Here is a 21,705-nt window from a genome sequence, read left to right on the forward strand (position 1 = left end):
ATCCCGGTACCGTTTATGCGGGCTTGTCGCGCCAATTCCATCCGGTTGCCTTGTCACCGGATTCTATGGCGCTTTTTGCCATGCCTGCAGGGTTCCGCGACCGGCTGATGCGCAAGAAAACAGGAAGCATTATGCTAAAGCATGTTGCATTTAATCTGCCCCATTTTGCCGGAGATAACCATCTGTCCGGCGAGGAAGGGGCCGCAGGACGTAGCGGGGCTACGTTCAAGGGTCTTTACGCTGCGGGGCGGAAGGTTATCCCGGCCCGAAGGGTTTGTTTTTGGCGGCGTTTCGCGGCGTTACACCGTTTGACCGATGCGCCGCATCGCTCTGCACGCTGTGCCTTGCCAAACGGCACGCCAAAAACAAACATAATGGAGCAGATTAAATGCAACATGCTTTAGAAGAGAGCAGCGACACATCCAGCCCATACGCCAGTGATCCCGAAACACCAGATTTTGCCTTTGATCCCGATGATCCCTGGACACAAACATTCCAGGAAGGCTTGGCGCGCGCTGATCTGAACGGCAAAACCGTTTACGAAGTCGGTGTTGGTACTGGCATCAATGTCGCCTTTATCTTGCAAAGCTGCGGCGCCAAACGCGTTTATGGCAGCGACCTTGACCCCCGCCTTGTCGTTCTGGCAGAGCGCAACATCAAAATCCTTTCCCCCGAACATGCCAAACATTTCGAACCTGTTCACGGCAGTGTCAGTCTTGTCGATACCGATGAGGCACACGAAAAAATCGCAATGACCGATGTGGTGATTGCCTGCATTCCACAGGTCGGCGAGCCCAGTGATGAACGCCTGACAGCCTTTCGCGAAGCCCAGTCCATCGAACTGGCCGAAGGGGCCGGTGACGAGGCCGAAGACCATATCGCGCATTATTATCCCTGGAGCCTGTTTGACCAGTACCCCTACAACTCGGTCGGGCTTGGCCTGAACGAGGCGCTTATGCGCCGAATTCGCGAACACGCGCCAAAGGCCGAACTGGTGATGAATTTTGGTTGCCGCATTGGCACCGAGATTATTTGCGAATGCTTTGAGGCCAATGGCTACAAACCCGAAAAGATCGCGTCAAAGATCGTTCTGCAACATTCAGGAACGGATATTTCGTTTTTCGTGTCACTGGAAAAGGCACTGAACGGGACCGAATATGAAAAGCAGCTTGTCTGCAAATTCTATGGCGACCCGGAAGGAAAACAGCCGCTTTCGGCCACCAAGGCCCAAGAAATGATCAATGATGATCCGAATGTGCCGCTTTATCACGAGGTGGCGGTCATTCGCGGCACACCGGTCTAGAGCAATACCAAACAAAAACACCCCGCAGCCACAGGCTACGGGGTGCTTTGGATTAAGCAGTTCACAACTGCAGGTCAGTGAAGGGTTTGACCCGATGCCTGATCGGGATCGCCCGGAATGATCAGATCGCCCGCCATCAGCGCCAGTGCATCACTTGCACGTGCGACGATGACCCGACCTTCGACCGGATTGCCCTTTTCCTGACGCAGAACACCCAAAGTGTCTGACAGAACATTAAAACCACACTCGACCAGCCATTCGCTGATCGCGCGCTGGTGATGGCGGAAGCGTTGCCCGGGACCGAGATCGAACGGGAAGTTATCGCCGTGCTCGAGCGTGAATACCAGCAACCCGCCGGGCTTCATCCGGTCATGGGCGGCGCGGAGCGCAGGTACCAGATCGCCAAGATAGTTCAGAACGTCCGCCGCGATGACAACGCTGTAATCCGTTCCGATATCGGCGGGCATATCGGTGATATCGCCCGCGACCAGCGTGCGATAAAGCCCCTTGGCGCGCGCACGGTTGATCATGCGCGGCGACAGGTCGATGCCATCAATCGCGTCAACATGACCAGCGAACACTTCGCCCACAAGCCCGGTACCACAGCCAAGATCAAGCACATCCATCGGACGCAACATTTCCGGCAGGTGAGTCCGGATGGCTTCGAACAAAAGTTCCGGTCCGCGATAGGCCAATCGATCACGCAGGCTGATTTCAAACCGTGGAGCGTAATCGTCAAACAGGGCCCGCACATAATCGGGCGGCAAGCGATCACGCAGGGCAGCCGCACCAAGCAATGTCAGGCGGACCTCTGCCCCCATGCGATCCTTGGGATCAAGCATCAGATATTGACGGAAAGCCTCAACGGCGTTTTCGGTTTCACCGGCACGTTCATAAATATCGCCCAGCGTAAAATGGGCTTCGTCCCAGTCACTATCAGCGGCCAATGCGGCACGCGCCACGTCAATCGCAGCGGTGTAGTCACCCTGTGATACCAGCGCCAATGCGACATCAAGACGCCGACTGGCGGACAGACGATCTTTGCTCATGCATGAAATCCGAAAAGGGGGTTTGGGCAACACGCCGAAACCACAACCAAAGATACTGCTATATCTTCCTATTTTCGGTGTTTTGCAAGATAGATAAAATATCGAAAAATCAATTGCTTATCTGTTTTGTGGAATCGGACACCAATGCAAACAGTATCTTGACCAATAGTTGGGCGCATCCGGGTACGTCTGCTTCGTTTTTAGCAACAGTTTCTACAAAGAAATTTGGCACAAATTTCCACTGACCCATTGATAAAATCAATTAATTATCATACATTAATATAAATTCTGATTTTGATGGATTGAATGATGGAAAACTTCACTCCGATTTCCGCCCTGATTGGCGGTGGACTTATTGGTCTGGCCTCTGGCCTTTATCTTTTGCTCAATGGGCGCATTGCCGGGATCAGCGGCATTCTTGGCGGTTTGTTGACCCCGACCAAGGGTGGTTCTGCTGTTTTTGAACGGCTGGCCTTTATCATCGGGCTGATTGTTGGTCCGTTCATCCTGATGAACGCAACCGAGATCGAAGCCCAGAGTGTTGTGACAAGCTCATTACCGGTCATCATCGTTGCCGGTCTTCTGGTTGGTCTTGGCACCACGATTGGCAGAGGTTGCACCAGTGGTCATGGCATTTGCGGCCTGTCGCGGTTTTCACTGCGATCGCTGGTTGCGACCCTGTCGTTTATGGCAGCGGGCTTTGTCACGGTTCTTGTCACCCGCCATCTGATGGGAGGCATGTGATGCGGATAATTGTTTCCCTGATTTGCGGCACGATTTTCGGCTTTGGGCTTTACATTTCGGGCATGATCGACCCGCAAAAGGTTCTGGGCTTTCTTGATATCTGGGCGATTGCCGATGGGGGTTGGGATCCGAGCCTTGCGTTTGTGATGGGCGGTGGGCTGGCGGTTGCCATTCCAATCTTCCAGTTTGCAAAGAACCGGACCGAGGCGGTCTGTGGCGGCGAGATGAGCCTGCCGACCAACCGTGCCATCACCACCAAACTGGTTGTTGGCGGCCTGTTGTTTGGTACCGGTTGGGGACTGGTTGGGTATTGCCCGGGTCCGGCCCTTAGTGCACTGGCCTTCGGCCATACAGACACAATTATTTTTGTGGTCGCGATGATTGCCGGCATGGGCGGCGCGCGTGCCATGGGTCTTAACAAGTAAACCCGGCCGATGCCTGAACCCGATAACCTGCGGCCGGTTTGATCCCCCAGACACTTGCCGCAGGTTTTGCAACCGCCCGTGCTTTACGCCGGGCGGTTTCGCATTTCCGGTCAAAATTTGACTAAAATCTCGCAGCACCGGGCTTGTCTTTGGCGTTAAAATCCCATAACTCAGCTAAGGGTCAAAACTCATTCACATGACCGGCCCGGCAACTGATATGAGAGAAAAAGCTAGGAAAATGCCGCAGAGCGGGGTGATCCCCGGTCAAGGGATTTGACGCAGAGGCTTTCTCCTATATCAGTTGTCCTTCGGATCACCCGGATTTGCACGGGCTATTTTGTCGCAAAATCTTGAAAGATGCATATCTTCCTATGATTTTGCTCCGCATATCCGCACAAATCCGGGCGACCGGGGCGATCATGTGAATGAGTTTTGACCCTTAGCGCCACATTGACGTCCATAAAGGTTTTTGCATGAAGATCGGCATTCTTGAGACCGGATTCGCCCCGGAAAAACTTCGCGACGATTTCGCCTCCTACCCCGGCATGCTCGAAAAGCTGCTTGGCGACGTGGATCCGAGTCTGGAGTTCGAAACCTGGACCGTTCTGGAAGACGTTTTTCCGGACTCAATCCGTGATGCCGACGGCTGGGTGATCATGGGGTCCAAACATGGCGTTTATGAAAACTTGCCGTGGATGATCCGCCTGCAGGACTTCCTGCGCGATGCCGTTTCTGCCGGTCAGCCGGTCTTTGGCATCTGTTTCGGTCATCAGATCCTGGCAACAGCACTTGGCGGCAAGGTCATCAAGTCCGACAAGGGTTGGGGTGTGGGCGTGCATGAATACGCGGTTGATGCACGCAACAGCGACTGGCTGTCTGACAGCCCGGCAAAGATCCGCATCAATGCTTTCCATCAGGATCAGGTGGTTGAGCCACCAAAGGGTGCGACTGTCTGGGCAAGTTCCGACTTCTGCCCCTATGCCGGTTTGCAATATGGCGATAATGCAGCCTCGATCCAGCCGCATCCGGAGTTCATGAAACCTTACGAGACCGCCCTTTTGCAGGCCCGTTATGACCTGATCCCCGATGATGTACATGAAGCTGCCATGAAGTCACTTGAAACACCGATCACAAGTGTTGATTTCGCGCGCTCGCTCGTGAAGTTCATGACCCGGAAGCGTATCAAGTCCGCCGCCTAAGGCCGCAGATCATATCACCATCACGCAGAAAATCACAGAAAGCCACCGGAAATACTGGTGGCTTTTTTCGTGCCTGAAGATGCAAAACACTTTATCAACCAAAGGTGTTGCATGATCCTGTTCAACCATGGACGTACCAAAATGATGTGATCGACCGCAGAATGTCGACGTTCAAGTGTGGACCACCGAGAGACCGCGCAAATGAAGAATAGGCACCCGAAGCGATGATCCAGAATCTGCGGCTGTATTCCGGCCTGACCATGTTTGCCTATGTGTTGACGCATCTGCTGAACCATACGGCAGGCATCGTTTCACCGGAACTGATGGAAAAAGCCGGGGAATACACCACAGAAGTCTGGCAATTTCCACCGCTTGAGATCCTATTGGTGTTGTCACTGATAACACACTTTTTGTTGGCAACCGCACGCCTGACCAGCCGCCGCACCTTGCGCCTGCGCAAATCGGAATGGGCACAGATGATCCTTGGCCTGTGCATTCCGTTCCTACTGTTTAGACATATCATTGCGACCAGGATTATCGATCTGGGCTTTGATGTTGATTCACCGTTTGAGCGCGTTCTTCTGGATCTGGCCGTGTTTATTCCGCATCAGGGCATCTTGCAGGCGATCACGGTGATTGTTGTCTGGGCGCATGGCTGCATCGGCATTCATTTCTGGCTGCGGGTCAAACCGTTCTATCCGAAATGGCGCAATACGCTTGGCACGCTGGCAATTCTGATCCCGACACTTTCGCTTGCCGGTTACTCAGCCGCGGCGGCCGAGGTGATCCGCCGCGCAGAGGAAGGCGGACGCAAATATGTGTTTGGGGTGATTGATGCGGCCAATGTCAATCAGGACGCCATCACCTTCTATGAAAACGCGATTTTGCCCTTCACGATCCTGAGTGTCGCCCTTGCGCTGGCACCTTTTGGTGTGCGCCAGATCCGACAGACCTTTGATCGGGTCAAGCGCGGCCCGATGTTGAGCCTGCCAAACGGGCGTTTCGTGCGTGTACCGCCCGGTGCAACAGCGCTTGAAGCGCTGCGCGATGCCGGCGTTCCGATGGCGTCGGTTTGTGGCGGTCACGGGCGCTGCACGACGTGTAGGATCCACTGTGGATCAGGCAGTGATCACCTTGCCCCTCCCGGTGATATCGAGGCCGCGGCACTCAAAAGCATCCAGGCGCCCAAAGGCATGCGCCTTGCCTGTCAGATCAGGCCGCATAATGATCTGGCGGTCGCCCCGCTTTTGCCGCCCAACGCAACCGCGCGTGACGGCCGGCGTCCCGGCGGACTTTCGGGCAGTGAAAGACAGGTTGTTTGTATCTTTATCGACTTGCGCGATTCGACCAAGCTTGGCGAAAGCAAGATGCCCTATGACGTGCTTTTCATCCTCAACCAGTTCTTTGCCGAGATGACTGAGGCATTGCGCGGCACAGGTGGTTATTACGCCCAGTTTACCGGCGATGGCCTGATGGCGCTTTATGGCCATGAAAGTGACGATACCGAACGCACCATCCTGCAGGCCTTTGAGGGAGCCGCCGAGATGCTGCGCCGGATCGAAGGCCTTAACCTGCATCTTAAATCCGAACTTCCCCATGCGTTGCGCATTGGAATCGGCATCCATATGGGCAAGGCAATTGTCGGTGAAATGGGCCCGCCCGGCCGGGAAAACATCAGTGCAATCGGCGATACGATCAACACGACCGCCCGCCTTGAAGCCCAGACCAAGGGGCATGGCGTGCCGTTGGTGATTTCCAAGACGCTGTTTGATCACGGGCCGATACCCTTGCCGGAAAACGCCGTGATGCACGAGGTTGCGCTGCGCGGTAAGGATCAGTCGGTTGCCTATTATGCGCTTGAAACGATGCCAGATCTGACACAAACCAAGAATTAGTCGATGTCTTATGTCTGTGCCGCAGGCAAGGCTTGACTATTGGCGGGAAAACCACATTTATTTGAATATATGAAACGTTCGGTGCCGAATGCCTCGGGTCGAACAATTAGATGCCCGAAACGCAGGATGCGTGGGATCTGAAAACAACCACACTCGCTCTGATGGAGGAGGTGCTGCAAATGTCACGAATTTCAATGTTCAACAGCCCGTTGCTTTTGGGTTTTGACCAGATCGAACGCGTTCTTGATCAGGTCTCGAAAACCAAGGCCGAGGGCTATCCGCCCTATAACATCGAACAGATTGGTGAAAACAAACTGCGAATCACTGTCGCAGTTGCCGGATTTGCCGAGGAAGACCTGTCGGTAACCACTGAAGACAACCAGCTGATCATTCGCGGCAAACATACCGACGATGACAGCGAACGTGTTTATATCCATCGTGGCATTGCGTCACGACAGTTCCAGCGCTCCTTCGTCCTTGCCGAAGGCATCGAAGTCGTCGGTGCCCATCTGGATAATGGTCTGCTGCATGTTGACCTGAACAGACCCTTGCCGGAACCGGTCGTTCGTGAAATCGCGATTGGCTCGAACAAGAAAAAAGCTGTGCCGTCAAAAACCATCGACATGAATGTCGAGGACGAGGATAGCAATGCTGATCAAATAGACGGCAAAGCCTAACCAAGGAGTGGTTCAAATGACAAATCGAACAAATAACCACGATACCGAAAGCGATCAGCGGATCGGCCAGGATACCGGTCTTCTGTCAAACGGTGACTTCGCCCTGTTGGGTATTCATGATTTTGCCTATGTGCGTCCGGTTCCCAACACAGAGAACGACAGTGACGAACTGGTCTATGGCGTCTTCACCGCCGACGGTACCCATATCGCGTCGTTCGAAAACCATGCCGTCGCGGATGCAGCCATCCGCCAGCACGACATGGAGCCACGCGCGGTTCACTAAGTCGCCTAAAATGCTAAGATGCTTTTGAAGTACCCGGCCCGCCGGGTACTTTTTTTCAGTTCATTCGGAGGTTTGACCAAGTTGACCGACACGTCGAACGAGAAAGCATCGAAAACACTGTCAGAGCTGCATAACTGGCGCCTGATCCGCAATGCTCGCGGGCGCGCGGATGCCCCTTTGATGGTGCTGTCGCACGGGTTCGGGACCGATCATCGTAGTTGGCGACTGTTGTTGCCAGACCTTCTCAAACATTACGATATCGGGGTGTATGACCTTGCAGGGGCAGGCCCGAACAGCAGGGCAACATTCGAAGACGGAAGACATACATCCATTACCGCTTTTGCCGATGATCTGATAGCGATCCTTGATGAACAAGGCATTTCATCTGCAAAAATACTGACGCATTCCGTGAGCGGTATGGTTGCCTTGATCGCGGCCTGCAAACGCCCCGAGATATTTGATCATATTTCCATGATTGCGCCTTCACCACGCTATCTCAATGAAGGTGACTATCACGGCGGTTTCTCGCAAAATGATCTTGATGGTCTTTTTGGCGCAATGGAAGCAGGTTACGAAGATTGGGCAAACGGGTTTGCCCCGGTGATTGTCGGCGACGAATTTCCTCTGTTCGTTCGTGAATTTGCGTCCGGCCTTCTGGCCATGCCAACCCAAACCGCACTAAAGATAGCACGGTTCATTTTTCAGTCTGACTTCCGCGATATCCTGCCAAAAATTACTATCCCAACCACAATCATTCAACCCGCACGAGATCCTGCCGTACCGCTGGAAGTTGGTCATTATTTGAATGCTAAACTTGCCAACAGCACGTTACACATCATCGATTCATACGGCCACCTGCCACAACTTACAGCGCCCTATGAGGTGCTTTATTGCCTGAAAGAAAGCATGCCCGAATAAATAAGGTGCTCTCAGATATGGTCTAGCGGATTTCGATGACTTCGCCGGGTGCGGCGATGCGGACCTGCTCGTTCCCACGCAGCATCTGGGCCATTTCCACACGCACATTGCGTTTGATGTGATAAAGCCAGAATCGCGCGCCGGGCATGTCGGATGCCAGTTTCAAAACCGTTTCCAGATCACAATGGGCGGCATGTTGCGGATCATGCTTGATCAGATAGGTTTCCTGAAACACGAGATCGGCACCCGTAAACAGGGCGGCGGTTTCTGCTGTTACATTGCCATCACCGGAATAGGCAAACCCCTTGTCCGCGTAGCGCAACAGGATCGCGTGATTCTGCACACTGTGATCGGACCGCGCGAAACGGCATTCAAACGGACCAATTGAATTTGTCTCGGCAATCGAATGCCAGATGATGGTAAACGGCCAGGCTGATCCAAGTCCGGTAAAGCCGAGCTCCATCAGTTTTTCAAGATGCGTGCGCAATTGCGGGCTGCACAGAATGCGCAACGGCTTTGAACGGCCATCATCGCGCCAGTTCAGCATGACCGGCACAAGACCGAAAACATGATCGGGATGCATGTGGGTGAAATAGATCGCATCAATCGCATCCGGATCGGGAAACTTGGCCATCAGCCGCCCGGCCGCCGTTGCCCCGCAATCGATCAAGAGGCGAAAGTCGCCCGCAGACACCACGACCGACGAATTTTCAAAGTTCGGATCAAAGGCCTCGCCCACACCAAGAACATCAATGCGCAGATGATCGCTGTTCATTCCTTATCGCCCCGTATTTCCCCTGCAAGCCCGGAGTATATCAGCTCCAAGTGTCTCAAGCCGACATTCTTGTGACTTCCCCCTGCTTAAGGCAAGTGGTTCCCCGCAGGATACCTTGATCATCTTCAAACTGTCATATTCCATGACAAAAGGGCGGAGCCGTTTGGCTCCGCCCTTTTAATGGCAGCTTTCGATCGAAGAAATCGGCCTGAATTAACGTGTCAGCACTTCGGCCGCTTCGCGCGTGCGCTGTACAGAGGATGCGACCGTATCTGTAGTCGTGCGAATGGCTGCAAGGTTATCTGACATGTTTTCGACAGACCGGGCCATGTCACGCACGCTGGTGCTGACATTTTCGGTAACCGCTGTTTGCTCTGTCACCGCCGAAGAGATGTTGGTGACATCGTTACGGACAGTTTCAACCGAACCGCGGATGGTCTCCAAAGCACCGGCGACCTCGGCGGAAATTTCCTGAATACCGGTAATTTCCTGGGTAATGTCTTCGGTAGCACGCGCTGCCTGATTGGCAAGGTTCTTGACCTCGTTGGCAACAACGGCAAATCCCTTTCCGGCTTCACCGGCACGGGCACTTTCAATCGTCGCGTTCAGCGCCAACAGGTTGATCTGCCCGGCAATATTGCGAATGACTTCAACGATATTGCCCATCTCGTCAACCACGCCCGTCATGCGCTGGGTCATTTCGTTGGCGGTGTTGGTCTGCTCATAGGCGCGTTCGGTTGCGCCCTGTGACTGGGCCATGCTTTGGGAAATCTCGGCAATCGAGGCGGCCATCTGCTCGGTGCTGGCAGCAACGTTGCGGGTCAGTTCCATCGTGTTGGTTGACGCATCAACGCTTTGAACCGTGCGCATGTTAAGCTCGGTGATATTGTTGTCGATCTCGGTAAAGTTACCGTCGATCATTTTTTTAAGGTCGATCAGAAGCTTGGTTTTTTCGGTGATATCGGTGGCAAACTTGATCACCTTGATCGGTTTGCCAACAGCATCAAGCACCGGGTTATAGGTTGCTTCGATCCAGACTTGCTTGCCGTTCTTGCCCACACGGGCGAACTGACCGGCCTGGAATTTTCCCTGGTTCAGGCTTTGCCAAAAAGCCCGGTACTCTGACGAATTTTTCTGATCTTCAGGCAAGAACATGCTGTGATGCTTGCCCTTGATTTCATCAAGGCTGTAGCCCAGCACAGACAGGAAGTTTTCATTAGCGGTCAGAATCGTGCCATCGAGGTTGAACTCGATCACCGCCTGCGAGGTGCTGATCGCATCAAACACGCTTTGCAGCAACGCACGTTCGTTGCGACGTTCGGTGATGTCGGTCGCAAACTTCACGACTTTGGTTACATTGCCCTTCGCGTCGAGGATCGGGTTGTAAGTGGCTTCAAGCCAAATCAACGATCCGTCACGACGTTTGCGCGGGAAGGCCCCGGTCAGAAACTCACCTGACGCCAGTCTCTTCCAGAAAGTTTTGTAATCTGCCGAACTGGTAAGCTCTTCGGGGACAAACAATGAGTGATGTTTGCCGATAAGATCGCTGGCCTTGTAGCCCATCGTCTTTTCGAAGTTTTCATTCAGCGAAAGGATCTTGCCTTCCGCGGTGAATTCGATGCGTGCCATTGAGCGACCGAGCGCAGCGGTGACTTGTTGTTCATTACGCGCCTCGACGTCGCCCTTAAAAAATCCAATACCCACTTTTATACCCTTTGCGTAAACGGGTTTATCCCGTTAATTCCCGTCAGCCTCGCGGGGTTATTGACCGTTTGGTCAAAATTAAGAACGCGCAACAAGATCTCTCATACATACGCATGATAAGACCCAAGCCTGCGAGCGTTCACTTCTCATGCGAGAGGATACGGTAAGATCTTCAACACAGATCATTCCCAGTTTTCAAACGGCTTGCGTTTGATGAGTCAGATGTTCGGAAATTCTTGCAGTTTTTTCAATCTTTGCATCGGAAATGCTGCGTTTTACGCCATACCGAACGAAGTTTGAAAAATTTCTGCTGATGAATAATTGATCCCACCTTGAACAACTGATCATCGATACCCAACCATATACCTTTGACTAGCGCAAGCGAATTTGCATACTCGCAAAGGGAAAAACAATCCTGGATAAATTTCGTTTAGTATTATTGATTGTATTACAATTGATTGTTTCAGTTTTTAGCAGAAATCAAAATACCAGGTCATCATTCAAAAAGCATGCTTATGAAAATCCAAAAAACGTTCCTGCGCTGCTTCACAACCCTTTGGTATAGCATTGAAAGATTGATGAACAGTTCGTTCAATGCCGATCTGGTAGGGTCGGCAAAGCGGCCTTTCAAATGAAAGCACAAAGTCTGCGGAGACCGGTTTGACGATATCCGGTTAAGCAGGCCACTTCACGATGTAGCGTGTCAAATCAGGATGGGCTTCGTCTTCGGGGATGGCCATGCCGCGCACGGACATGCCTGCCATGATGGCCGAGTCTGCTACACCTGTCTTAAGCGGATGCCAGTCGGGTAGTGGCTTTCCCTCTGCCATCAGGCGATAGGCACAGGTCGATGGCATCCAGGAAAGGGTTTCAACATTTTCCTTGGAAAGCTGCACACAATCAGGAACATGCTGTGTCCGATTGGGATAATCCTTGCAGCGGCACGTATGACAATCGAGCAAACGACACGCGACCGAGGTGTAATAGACAAAATCGTCTTCTTCGTCCTGCAGCTTGTGGAGGCAACATTTGCCACAGCCGTCACAAAGGGATTCCCATTCCGCTTGCGTCATTTCAGCAAGAGTCTTGGTTTCCCAGAACGGTTCAGGTGGCAATGCGACGCGGTCTTTATTATCCATGATCTCTCTCAGTCGGGCCGTCATTGAGACATAACACAGTCTAACCCGCGCGTAATCCCCGTCGCATTCAAGTCTGACAACGGGTTGATCAACTCTCTGCGATCATGTGAAAGAAGGATCCAAAAACACTTCCATCCACCAGACCGGCAGGACCAAGATCAAGGCCCGTCGCCGTTTTCATCCTGCATAACGGCATGCCATCTTCGGACAGCGTAGTCGCATAGTGGAATTCATGACCACGCAGCTTCATGCCTGCCGGACCAAACGGCGTCGGAATGCCCAGCTGTGCCTCGCGATAGCCAAGATGCAGCCTGCGGCTGGCAAAGCTGGTTTCAAGCGGCAACAGACCAAGCATTTCGTGGCGCGTACCACTGGCATCAACAAGGCCGTTGCCAAGGGTCATGTAGCCGCCGCATTCGCCGTAAATCAAGATGCTTCGTTGGGCAGCATCGTGCATGCCGGCCCTGAAAACCTTGGCTGCGGCAAGGGTTTTGGCATGAAGTTCCGGATAGCCGCCGGGCAGATAGATGGCATCACAATCCGGGTTCGGGGCCTCGTTCGCCAGTGGCGAGAAAAAGGAAATTTTCGTCCCCGCCGCACGCCAACCATCCAGAAGATGGGGGTAGCTAAACGCAAAGGCCGCATCACGCGCCACAGCAACATGACGGCCAAGCGGGGCAATCACGGGTGCGGTCGGCGTGGAATTTGCAGATTTTTTGGTTTTCTTGGCCGTTCCGGCCTTTTTATCCACCAGTGCGATCAGGGCATCAAGATCGACATCTTCACTGATGATATCGGCGGCACGATCGAGAAACGTCTCAAGCTCGGCATGTTCGCCGGCCTGCACCAGACCAAGATGGCGTTCTGGCAGGAGCAGGTCTTGGCTGCGCCGGACTGCGCCAAGAACCGGCAGATCCGGCAGATGTTTGGCGCAGGCATCAACAATCATCTGCTTGTGGCGGTCACTTCCCACCCGATTAAGGATCACACCGGCAACATTGATGTCATCGCGGAACTTGGCAAAACCGGAAATCACCGCCGCGGCAGAGGCCGACTGGCCTTTCACATCGACCACAAGAACAATCGGCCACCCGGCAAGGGCGGCAAGATCGGCGGTCGATCCATCGCCGTTGGCGGCACCATCGAACAAGCCCATGACGCCTTCGCACATCAAAAAGGCTTTGCCGTGCGTGTTATCGCTGGCCAGACCGTTGATCTGGTCTGGCGTCATCGCCCACGGATCAAGATTGATGCAGGTATCGCGACAGGCAGCTGCCTGAAAGGCGGGGTCGATATAATCCGGCCCGGTTTTGGCCGCGGCAATTTTATGGCCCTTGCGGGTCAGCGCGCGCAGAAGCGCCAATGTAATGACGGTCTTGCCACTGTTTGACGCGGGGGCCGCAATCACGATCCCCGGAATGGTGTCAGGCATTTTGGGCTGTTCTCCGAGCCGAATTTATTTGCCATGATCATGGCATTACGCGACGGAATAATCAGCCGTTGTTTTTGACCGCCTCGGTCACGCCCTTTGCCATGTCTTCCGGGCTGGTGCCGTAATTGAAGTGGCGGACGAATTTGCCTTCGCGATCCATCAGATACACGAAGGACGAATGGTCCATCAGATAGGTATCGGTATCCTCAGGCTCACCTTCCGGGATCGCCTTCGCGTAGTAAACACGAAACGCCTTGGCGGCCGCCGTTGTCTGTTCGACGGTGCCGGTCAACCCAACCATCCGATCATGGAAATAGGGAACATATTCAGCAACCGCTTCGACCGTGTCGCGTTCGGGGTCGACGGTGAAAAAGACGGGTGTGATTTCATCTGCGATGTCCTGGGGCATCATATCAAGTGCTGTTCCCATGACCTGCAATTCGGTCGGGCAAACATCCGGGCAGAAGGTATAGCCGAAATAGGTCAGCATATATTTGCCCTTGAAGTCATCCTGAGTGACAGTTTCGCCATCCTGGTTGACAAGTGTGAAGGGACCGCCAATCGATGCCGTACCGGACGAATTTGTTTCAGTCCCCATCATCATCAGGCGATAGGTCAAACCGATCCCGAGAACCAGCGCAATACCCAGAATTGCCAGAAGCGTCTTTTTGCTCACGCGTCCATCCTTATGTCTTTGCCGGTTACGGACAACCGATCCTTGTGCGTCACAACCTGACCCGGCACTATAAATATCCCGGCGATACTTGCAAGATCAGCACCTGTGGGAAAGCTCACACTCAGTCACAATCCCATTTAAATGCCGACCTTCTGCAAACAGTTCGAAGCGCCGGTATCGCTTATGCAATCGTGGTCGCTGCCAGTGCGAACAGGATTATCCCGTTAATGATCATAAGCCCGCGCCCGACCGGCACCATCAGGGCCCGGAACCGCTGTGCGGCATATTGGCCGACAAAGCCTGTGACAAACAACATCGGCACCGTGCCAAGGCCAAATACCAGCATCACCGCCCCACCATTAAGTGCTGCTCCGGTGGCGGCCGCCATCACAAGCGCGCCATAAACCAGACCACAGGGAATAAAGCCCAGCATCACGCCCAGCAAATATCCCCGCCAGCCATAGGGGGCCTGGAAAAGCCCACGCGCATGATTGCCAACCAGCTTGTTCCACCAGCGTGATTCGCCGGTCGATGGCAGCAACCCGCCAAGATGAGGCATCAGGCCCAAAATACCGAAAAGAAGGAAAAACACACCGGCCGCAATCAGCAACACCGGCCCGATCCACCAAACTCTGGTCAGGGCACTGATGCTGTCGGTGAAATAGCCGGCCAGCACGCCCAGCAAGCAGTAGGTCGACAAACGCCCGAACTGATAGGGCAGGAGTGCGGCACCGGTCAGACGGCGAAACTCGCTCATTTTCTCGACCGGGAGCTGTTCCATCCGGCTGGTGACCTGACTGATCACGAACGGGCCGCACATGCCGACACAGTGGGTCGCACTGCCCACCAGTCCCGCCACCAACGCAGTCAGAAGCACCCCGCCATCCGTGCGTACGATATCGGCACATTGCGCCCAACCGCTTTCAAGGATGCGTATCAATACCTGCTGTTCGTCCATGATCCATCCAGGTCAAAACCTTTGCGCGCGATTGTACAGTCGCGCGTACCACCGGCAACGATATATATCAATCTGTTGCCGCCTTTTCGGGCGGGACCGACGTTCAGTTTTTGAGGGGATCTGCCGGTGCGGTGATCAGATCAAGCACCTGTTCGAACGGCACATGGCGCACCGCGGTCACATCGTCCTGCGGCGACAGCCAGTTCAGGCGATCCCGCAGACCGACAACCTTGCCCAGAATACATACCGCAGGCGGCTCAACACCTTCGCGTTCGACATCATCAGCCGCCTTTTCAAGGGTGGTGATCAAAATGCCCTGTCCCGGTGTGGTCGCCTGACTGATCACGGCAAGCGGTTCATCCGCGGCCCGGCCATTTGCCATCAGTTCCGACGAAATCCGGCGCAGATGTTTCATGGCCATATACATGACAAGAACCGGTGCACCCTTGGCGAGGGCCGCCCAGTTGATGTTGTCTGGCACTTCACCACTGGATCCGTGGCCGGTGACAAAGGTGACCGACGAATTGCAGTCGCGGTGCGTAGTCGGAATACCGGCATAGGCCGCACCGGCGATCCCGGCGGTAATGCCCGGCACCACCCGGAATGGCACATTGTGATCAACAAGGGTCATGCCTTCTTCGCCGCCGCGTCCAAACACGAACGGATCGCCGCCCTTGAGACGCAAAACACGCAGGCCCTGTTTGGCCAGTTCAACCAGCTGCAGGGAAATATCGGTTTGTTTCGAAGATGGACGGCCACCGCGCTTGCCCGCATAGATGCGTTTGGCATCGGGACGCAAAAGGTTCAAAATCCGTTCATCGACCAGTGCATCAAAGACAACAACATCGGCCTGTTGCATGGCGTTGACGGCATGAAGCGTCAGAAGACCGGGATCACCAGGTCCCGCCCCAACAAGCCATACCCAACCCGGTTCAAAAACCGGAAAATCAACACCAAGGTTCGTCATCGCGCGATACTTCTACTTAAATGAAATGCAGCCATCTGTGCAGGACCGCATCAAGAGGATATGTTAAACAGCAATCAAACGATACGCACAACATATTTCCGATATTTTTTCGTATAACTTTTTAAATCACATAAATATTGATGTTTAATTGAATTTCCCAATCGGATCTCATCCCCGCCCTCAATAGCGAAAACACCGACAGGATTAACAGGAAAAAAACCGACTGATGGCAAGAAAACCGGAAGGACCACTGCGCAAGGGATGGACGACGGGGGCCTGTGCCACCGCCGCAACCCGTGCCGCGTGGCAGGCATTGCTGTCCGGCGACTTTCCCGATCCGGTCACTATTACACTGCCTGGCGGAGAAACGCCGTCCTTTCAGTTGATCAAGGCGGAAAAGGGCAATGGCTGGGCGCGCGCCAGCGTGATCAAGGATGCCGGCGATGATCCCGACGTCACCCACGGGGTGGAAATCATATCGACGGTGCGTGTCGGCAAACCCGGATGCGGCATCACATTCCAAGCTGGCGACGGGGTTGGTACGATTACAAAGCCGGGCCTGCCATTGCCGCCGGGTGAACCCGCGATCAATCCCAAACCGCGCGAAATGATGGTCGGACAGATCGAAGCACTTTGTGACCAGTATGGCGCAAGCCCCGATGTCGAGATCGAGATTTCCATTCCCGGGGGTGCTGAAATTGCCACCAAAACGTGGAATGGGCGATTGGGCATTGTCGGCGGTTTGTCGGTTCTGGGCACCACGGGGATTGTCATCCCGTTTAGCTGTTCGGCGTGGATCCATTCGATCCATCGCGGGATTGACGTCGCCCGTGCGACCGGGCGCGAACATGTTGCCAGCGCAACCGGCAAAACGTCCGAGGCGGCCATTCGTGCATTCTATGGCCTGCCGGAAGAAGCCATTCTTGATATGGGCGACTTTGTTGGCGGGATGCTGAAATATCTTCGCAAAAACCCGATTGCCTTTGTCAGCATCGCCGGTGGCTTTGCCAAACTGGTCAAACTTGCCCAGGGGCATCTCGATTTGCATTCAAGCCGATCACAGGTCGATTTTGATCGACTGGCAGCAACGATTGCAGCGTGTGGCGGCGATGAAACGCTGCAAGACCAGTGCCGCACGGCCAATACCGCCAAACAGGTTCTGGAACTTTGTCAGGCGGCGGACGTTAAGATTGAAGATGCTATTGCCCGTCAGGCCTGCGAATCCGCACGCGCCACATTGGACGGCGCATCGGCCGTTGAAGTCGTTATTACCGACCGCAACGGCACCATCATTGCCCGCCACGGGATTGGCGAATTTGATCAATTCCGACCGGTGGCATCGTAAGCAGCAGTTCGTTAATCTGTTCCTGTGTCTGCGCAACAAACAGGCCATCCAAGGTCATAAAGCAACAACAAGGTTCTTTGCCCATGTCCCTCTCCCGCCCCGCCGAACGTCCAAAACGCATTCTTATTTTTGGCGGGACCGGAGACGCAAATCGCATTGCAGAGGACCTGATGCATGAGTTTGGCCGGGATGTTCGTTTGCAACTCTCGCTCGCCGGGCGCACCAGCGCGCCCAGCCTTCCTGATGGCGTCCCTGTTCGCATAGGCGGTTTTGGCGGGCCAGAAGGCATCATCACCCATCTCAAAAACGAACAGATTGATCTGGTGATTGACGCGACCCACCCCTATGCCACCGAGATTTCACACAATATCGCCAAGGCCAGCCATGCGGTTGCGATGCCTTGCATTCAGTATCACCGTCCGGCCTGGGAACAGACCGAAGATGACAACTGGATCATGGTAAAATCGATTGAAGAAGCGGCCAAAATCCTGCCTGACGTTGGCAATCGCGCGCTGATCGCAAGCGGTGCCAAGAACCTGCATGCCTTTGAAGGGCTTGAAAAAACATGGTTGCTTGTACGCACTGTTGATGCCCCGCGTGATCCGTTTGATCTGGAATTTGGCGAATGGCTGTTTGCGCGCGGCCCGTTCAGTGTTGAAAGCGAGACCGAGCTTCTTGAACGCAACGAAATTGATGTGATCGTCAGCAAAAATAGTGGCGGTGATGCGACCTTTGCCAAGATCGAAGCCGCACGGAACCTTGGCATTCCGGTGATCATGATTGAACGCCCCGGTGGGGAGCCGGTCATTCAGGCTCCGTCGCGTTCTGAAATCATCGATACCGTTCGTGAGACCCTCAAGAAGATCTGATCGCGGCTCGTGTTCTTGGCACCTTCGAGACAAGAAAAAACCCCGCCAAAAGTTTGGCGGGGTTTTCTTTTTGATCGTCTGATCAGCCGTGCGCCTTAGACGAAACGGCGGAACTCACCGGATTTACGCGGCGGGCAGAACCGTTTGAGGTATGACGGCGCAATTGCTTCGAGGCTGTTGGGCGTAATGCCAAGTTCGGCAAAACCGTCCGCACCTTCGGAAACGACGTTATCGGTCTTGAGCAAACGCACCTGATCCGGGGTCAGCGGCGGGACCGGCAAGAACTGCAGGAAGAATGCCTTGATCGACGCCAGCCAGAACGGAACCGGCATCAGAATGGCGCGCTGACGGGTAATGCGCAGCATGTCCTGCAAAAGCGCCATGAAGGAATAGGTTTCCGGCCCACCAAGTTCATAGGTTTTGCCAGCCGATTTACCTTCGGTGAGTGCGGTGACAAAGGCATCGGCAACATCGCCAACATAGACCGGCTGGAATTTCGGACCGCCTTCGCCGTGCAGATCTACCTTGCCTTCACCCAGATCAACTTTCGGAAGGCCCGGTGCGCCAACAACCGGCAGCATCGGCGAGAAACGCGCCATGGTGGCAAACTTGTTCAGGAAGTTATCATTCGGGCCAAAAATCACCGACGGGCGGAAGATCACCGCATCCGGGAACACTTCGCGCACGGCCTTTTCACCGGCCAGCTTTGACGTCGCATAGTTGGCAGAGGTGTTTTTATCCACACCCAGTGCCGACATATGCAAAAGCGTCTTTACACCGGCTGCCTTGGCTTCCTCGGCAATGCGTTTGGCGGCCTTGACGTGGATATTGAGAAAATTCTTGCTGCCGCGTTCATAGAGAATGCCAAGCAGGTTGATCACCGCTTCGGAACCCTCGAGCGCGCCCTTGATGCTGTCTTCGTCGCGCACATCGCAATGGACCGGCACGACCTGCCCCAGATTGCCCATCGGTTTGAGTTTTTTGACGCGTTCAAAGCTTCTGGTCGGGACGCGAACGATAAAATCACGCTCCAGCAGACGCTTGACGATATGACGTCCGACAAATCCGGTGCCGCCAAAAACGGTTACGATACGACGATCCATGCTTGCTCTCTCCTTGCCGGTCGGGACTATGCGGACGATGCCCGCATCAGATGCCCGTGCTCGGTGGCCTTGGGGTCCGGAACGCCAAGACGATCCGGTCCGAAACTGATCCTGTGGAAAATCATATGGTGCCTGAACATACGGTGTCCAAACAGACGACAATATGATTTTCCGCAGGCTCTTGGGTTATATACGACCCGCTATTGTGGTCAACAATGCGGTTTTATGAAACGTTTTCGTCTCTGCCCTGCAATTTGGCCAGTATTTCATCATGCAGGGCCAGCAAACCGGCCCGATAATCCGGATAGCGCAGCTTAACACCCAATTCCTGTTTGATCCGCGCATTTGAAACGCGTTTATTGTCTTCATAGAAACTGGCAGCCATCGGGCTTAGCTTTGCAGTAGCAAAATCCTGTTCGGGTGGTGGATCGATACCCAGCAAACCGCAGGCATGGGCAATCACATCCTGCGGCGGGGCCGCATCATCATCACAGACATTATAGGCCGCCCCGCAATTGGGCTGTTTGATGGATGCCAGAACCGTCTGGGCGATGTCATCAACATGGATGCGCGAAAAGACCTGACCGGGTTTGACGATCCGGCGTGCACGACCTGACCGGACGGTTTCAAGCGCATTGCGACCGGGGCCATAAATGCCCGCCAGTCGGAAGCTTTGCACACACAAATCATGACGACGGCCAAGATCAAACCATGCCTTTTCAGCCGCCACGCGTCTGCGCCCGCGCTTGCCACTTGGCAAAAGATCATCATCCTCGGTGACTTCGGCACCATCCCGATCACCGTAAACCCCGGTGGTCGACAAATAGCCAATCCATGTGCCCGCGGGCAGTGCCGCAAGATCACTGCCATGATGATGGATCACCGGATCGCCCATCCCGCCGGGCGGGGCAGATGAAAGGACATGCGTCACGCCTTCAAGCGCGCTGGCGATATCGGCAATCGGTTGACCATCGGAAAAAATGAAGGGTTCGATGCCTTCAGATTTCAGCTGTTCGGCCTTGTCCGCGCTTCGCGTGGTTCCGGCAATTTTCCAACCTTCTGCCTTAAGCTCGCGGGCAACAAGGTGGGCGGAAAATCCCAATCCGAAACAGAACAGCTTATTGGTCATCAAGGCACCTTTTGTGACGGCAAATTCGTGTGAAGGGCACAGTAACGGCCTTGCCACACACAAACAAAGTCTTTTGGCAAAACCTTTTGGACCATGATTTGTTCCCGCAAACTGTGGCTTTCGGGAACAACAATCATCTTGTTGCCGTTTTCATGGTGTGAGACTTCACGAATATGCGTTTTCAGATATGCGCATTCAGCCATGGTGGATTGATCATGTGATCTTCTATGGTGACTGCCAGAAACTTTGCCAAAGACGGAGCTTTTTCATGTCACGACTTTTCGCGACCTCGTTCCTAGCGCGCGCCACAGGCTTGCTGTGTCTGGCGGGGTTTGTCGGCATCTATGGCGCAGGATTGCCTTCCGCCAAGGCCCAGACCGAAAGCAACGGTGGCATGACACAGGAAGAAAGCCAGCAATATCGTGACTGCATCAAGCTGGCCCAACTCAAACCCGAAGACGGATTTGAAAGCGCGATTGCCTGGCGCGATCTGGGCGGTGGGGAGCCAGCCCGCCACTGTGTTGCCGTCGCACTGATATCGCTTGGCAAATATGAAGAAGCCGCCACCCGTCTTGACGCACTTGCCAAGGACAGCACGGCCGGACCGGGTGTCGTTGCCGGAATGCTGGCCCAGGCAGGCCAAGCCTGGATGATGGCCGATAACCTTGAATTCGCCTGGCGTGATCAAAGCCGCGCGCTTGAACTGGTGCCCAACAACCCGCAGCTTTGGGTCGATCGTGCCATGGCGCTTGGCCTTGCCGGGCAGTATTGGGAGGCGATTGACGACCTCAATGCCGCACTTGATCTTCAACCCGATCATACCGAGGCGCTGATTTACCGGGCATCGGCCTGGCGACTACTTGAAAGTTACGATTTGGCAATGACTGATATCGAACAAGTTTTGAACCGGGAACCCCAGAATGTTCAGGCACTTTTCGAACGCGGCAAGCTCCATCAGATTGCCGGTGATAACGATCTTGCACGGCAGGACTGGTTAACTGTCATAGAACTTTCAAATGGAACCCCTGTTGCTGACGCGGCAAAAGCGAATATAGAGAAGATGGATGTTCGCACCGGATCGAACTGACGGGGACCGTCAGTTTAGAAAACAGGTT

The 21,705-nt window shown here is 54.2% G+C and carries 22 protein-coding genes; 12 read left to right on the forward strand and 10 right to left on the reverse strand.

Translation table 11 applies throughout. From position 1 onward, the window contains the following. Window positions 1-65 precede the first annotated feature (65 nt). Both B2T33_RS05600 and B2T33_RS05605 read left to right on the forward strand, forming a co-directional pair. Window positions 66-404, forward strand: coding sequence for a hypothetical protein (locus B2T33_RS05600; RefSeq protein ID WP_286791335.1), 339 nt, complete (start codon window positions 66-68; stop codon window positions 402-404). After that, window positions 389-1,303 (forward strand): 50S ribosomal protein L11 methyltransferase, encoded by a 915-nt coding sequence (locus B2T33_RS05605; protein WP_286791336.1) that lies wholly within the window; start codon window positions 389-391, stop codon window positions 1,301-1,303. The genes B2T33_RS05600 and B2T33_RS05605 overlap by 16 nt, the downstream gene beginning before the upstream one ends. Before the next feature lie 74 nt (window positions 1,304-1,377). Here B2T33_RS05605 and B2T33_RS05610 read toward each other — a convergent pair whose 3' ends face one another. Further along, entirely contained in the window at window positions 1,378-2,352 is a 975-nt protein-coding gene (locus B2T33_RS05610; protein ID WP_064780332.1) for a class I SAM-dependent DNA methyltransferase, read from the reverse strand. A 309-nt stretch (window positions 2,353-2,661) separates the two neighbouring features. On the opposite strand from B2T33_RS05610, the gene B2T33_RS05615 reads away from it, so the two are divergent. The 7 genes from B2T33_RS05615 (at window position 2,662) to B2T33_RS05645 (ending at window position 8,493) form a co-directional block, all read left to right on the forward strand. Beyond that, window positions 2,662-3,096 (forward strand): YeeE/YedE family protein, encoded by a 435-nt coding sequence (locus tag B2T33_RS05615; protein WP_286791337.1) that lies wholly within the window; start codon window positions 2,662-2,664, stop codon window positions 3,094-3,096. Continuing rightward, on the forward strand, window positions 3,096-3,521 hold the full coding sequence (locus B2T33_RS05620; protein WP_063085999.1) for a DUF6691 family protein: 426 nt from the start codon (window positions 3,096-3,098) through the stop codon (window positions 3,519-3,521). The genes B2T33_RS05615 and B2T33_RS05620 overlap by 1 nt, the downstream gene beginning before the upstream one ends. Before the next feature lie 473 nt (window positions 3,522-3,994). Next, window positions 3,995-4,720, forward strand: coding sequence for a type 1 glutamine amidotransferase (locus B2T33_RS05625; protein WP_286791338.1), 726 nt, complete (start codon window positions 3,995-3,997; stop codon window positions 4,718-4,720). Between the two features lie 224 nt (window positions 4,721-4,944). After that, window positions 4,945-6,615 (forward strand): adenylate/guanylate cyclase domain-containing protein, encoded by a 1,671-nt coding sequence (locus B2T33_RS05630; RefSeq protein WP_286791339.1) that lies wholly within the window; start codon window positions 4,945-4,947, stop codon window positions 6,613-6,615. 179 nt (window positions 6,616-6,794) lie between these two features. Beyond that, the gene (locus B2T33_RS05635) at window positions 6,795-7,292 is read left to right on the forward strand and encodes an Hsp20 family protein (protein WP_040822570.1); all 498 of its coding nucleotides are present in this window, start codon (window positions 6,795-6,797) and stop codon (window positions 7,290-7,292) included. A 16-nt stretch (window positions 7,293-7,308) separates the two neighbouring features. Further along, the gene (locus B2T33_RS05640; protein ID WP_008888938.1) at window positions 7,309-7,575 is read left to right on the forward strand and encodes a DUF1150 family protein; all 267 of its coding nucleotides are present in this window, start codon (window positions 7,309-7,311) and stop codon (window positions 7,573-7,575) included. Window positions 7,576-7,755: 180 nt separating this feature from the next. Further along, window positions 7,756-8,493 (forward strand): alpha/beta fold hydrolase, encoded by a 738-nt coding sequence (locus tag B2T33_RS05645; protein WP_286791412.1) that lies wholly within the window; start codon window positions 7,756-7,758, stop codon window positions 8,491-8,493. A gap of 22 nt (window positions 8,494-8,515) precedes the next feature. On the opposite strand, the gene B2T33_RS05650 is transcribed toward B2T33_RS05645, so the two are convergent. The 7 genes from B2T33_RS05650 to cobA form a co-directional block, all read right to left on the reverse strand. After that, the gene (locus B2T33_RS05650) at window positions 8,516-9,268 is read right to left on the reverse strand and encodes an MBL fold metallo-hydrolase (protein WP_286791340.1); all 753 of its coding nucleotides are present in this window, start codon (window positions 9,266-9,268) and stop codon (window positions 8,516-8,518) included. Window positions 9,269-9,481: 213 nt separating this feature from the next. Continuing rightward, window positions 9,482-10,972 (reverse strand): methyl-accepting chemotaxis protein, encoded by a 1,491-nt coding sequence (locus B2T33_RS05655; protein ID WP_286791341.1) that lies wholly within the window; start codon window positions 10,970-10,972, stop codon window positions 9,482-9,484. Window positions 10,973-11,646: 674 nt separating this feature from the next. Next, window positions 11,647-12,111, reverse strand: a complete 465-nt coding sequence (locus B2T33_RS05660) for a YcgN family cysteine cluster protein (RefSeq protein WP_064780325.1) — start codon at window positions 12,109-12,111, stop codon at window positions 11,647-11,649. Between the two features lie 88 nt (window positions 12,112-12,199). Next, window positions 12,200-13,543, reverse strand: coding sequence for a cobyrinate a,c-diamide synthase (locus tag B2T33_RS05665; RefSeq protein WP_286791342.1), 1,344 nt, complete (start codon window positions 13,541-13,543; stop codon window positions 12,200-12,202). A 61-nt stretch (window positions 13,544-13,604) separates the two neighbouring features. Continuing rightward, window positions 13,605-14,219, reverse strand: coding sequence for an SCO family protein (locus B2T33_RS05670; protein WP_008888932.1), 615 nt, complete (start codon window positions 14,217-14,219; stop codon window positions 13,605-13,607). 181 nt (window positions 14,220-14,400) lie between these two features. Next, complete coding sequence (locus B2T33_RS05675) at window positions 14,401-15,177, reverse strand: sulfite exporter TauE/SafE family protein (protein WP_064788029.1); 777 nt, start codon at window positions 15,175-15,177, stop codon at window positions 14,401-14,403. Window positions 15,178-15,280: 103 nt separating this feature from the next. Beyond that, entirely contained in the window at window positions 15,281-16,144 is an 864-nt protein-coding gene (cobA, locus tag B2T33_RS05680; protein WP_008888930.1) for a uroporphyrinogen-III C-methyltransferase, read from the reverse strand. Window positions 16,145-16,370: 226 nt separating this feature from the next. Here cobA and B2T33_RS05685 point away from each other — a divergent pair, with 226 nt between their 5' ends. Continuing rightward, a complete protein-coding gene (locus tag B2T33_RS05685) occupies window positions 16,371-17,489 on the forward strand; it encodes a cobalt-precorrin-5B (C(1))-methyltransferase (protein WP_286791343.1) in 1,119 nt (372 codons plus the stop codon). A gap of 83 nt (window positions 17,490-17,572) precedes the next feature. Further along, window positions 17,573-18,358 carry a cobalt-precorrin-6A reductase gene (locus B2T33_RS05690; RefSeq protein ID WP_286791344.1) on the forward strand — a complete coding sequence of 262 codons (786 nt, stop codon included), beginning with the start codon at window positions 17,573-17,575 and terminating at the stop codon, window positions 18,356-18,358. A 95-nt stretch (window positions 18,359-18,453) separates the two neighbouring features. Here B2T33_RS05690 and B2T33_RS05695 read toward each other — a convergent pair whose 3' ends face one another. Together B2T33_RS05695 and B2T33_RS05700 are read right to left on the reverse strand one after the other, a co-directional pair. After that, a complete protein-coding gene (locus B2T33_RS05695) occupies window positions 18,454-19,461 on the reverse strand; it encodes a complex I NDUFA9 subunit family protein (RefSeq protein ID WP_064780318.1) in 1,008 nt (335 codons plus the stop codon). 223 nt (window positions 19,462-19,684) lie between these two features. After that, a complete protein-coding gene (locus tag B2T33_RS05700; protein ID WP_064780317.1) occupies window positions 19,685-20,590 on the reverse strand; it encodes an SDR family oxidoreductase in 906 nt (301 codons plus the stop codon). 268 nt (window positions 20,591-20,858) lie between these two features. On the opposite strand from B2T33_RS05700, the gene B2T33_RS05705 reads away from it, so the two are divergent. After that, window positions 20,859-21,677, forward strand: coding sequence for a tetratricopeptide repeat protein (locus B2T33_RS05705; protein WP_286791345.1), 819 nt, complete (start codon window positions 20,859-20,861; stop codon window positions 21,675-21,677). Window positions 21,678-21,705: the final 28 nt, after the last annotated feature.

The sequence above is a fragment of the Thalassospira sp. UBA4513 genome (assembly GCF_002388495.1).
Taxonomy (GTDB): Bacteria; Pseudomonadota; Alphaproteobacteria; order Rhodospirillales; family Thalassospiraceae; genus Thalassospira; species Thalassospira tepidiphila.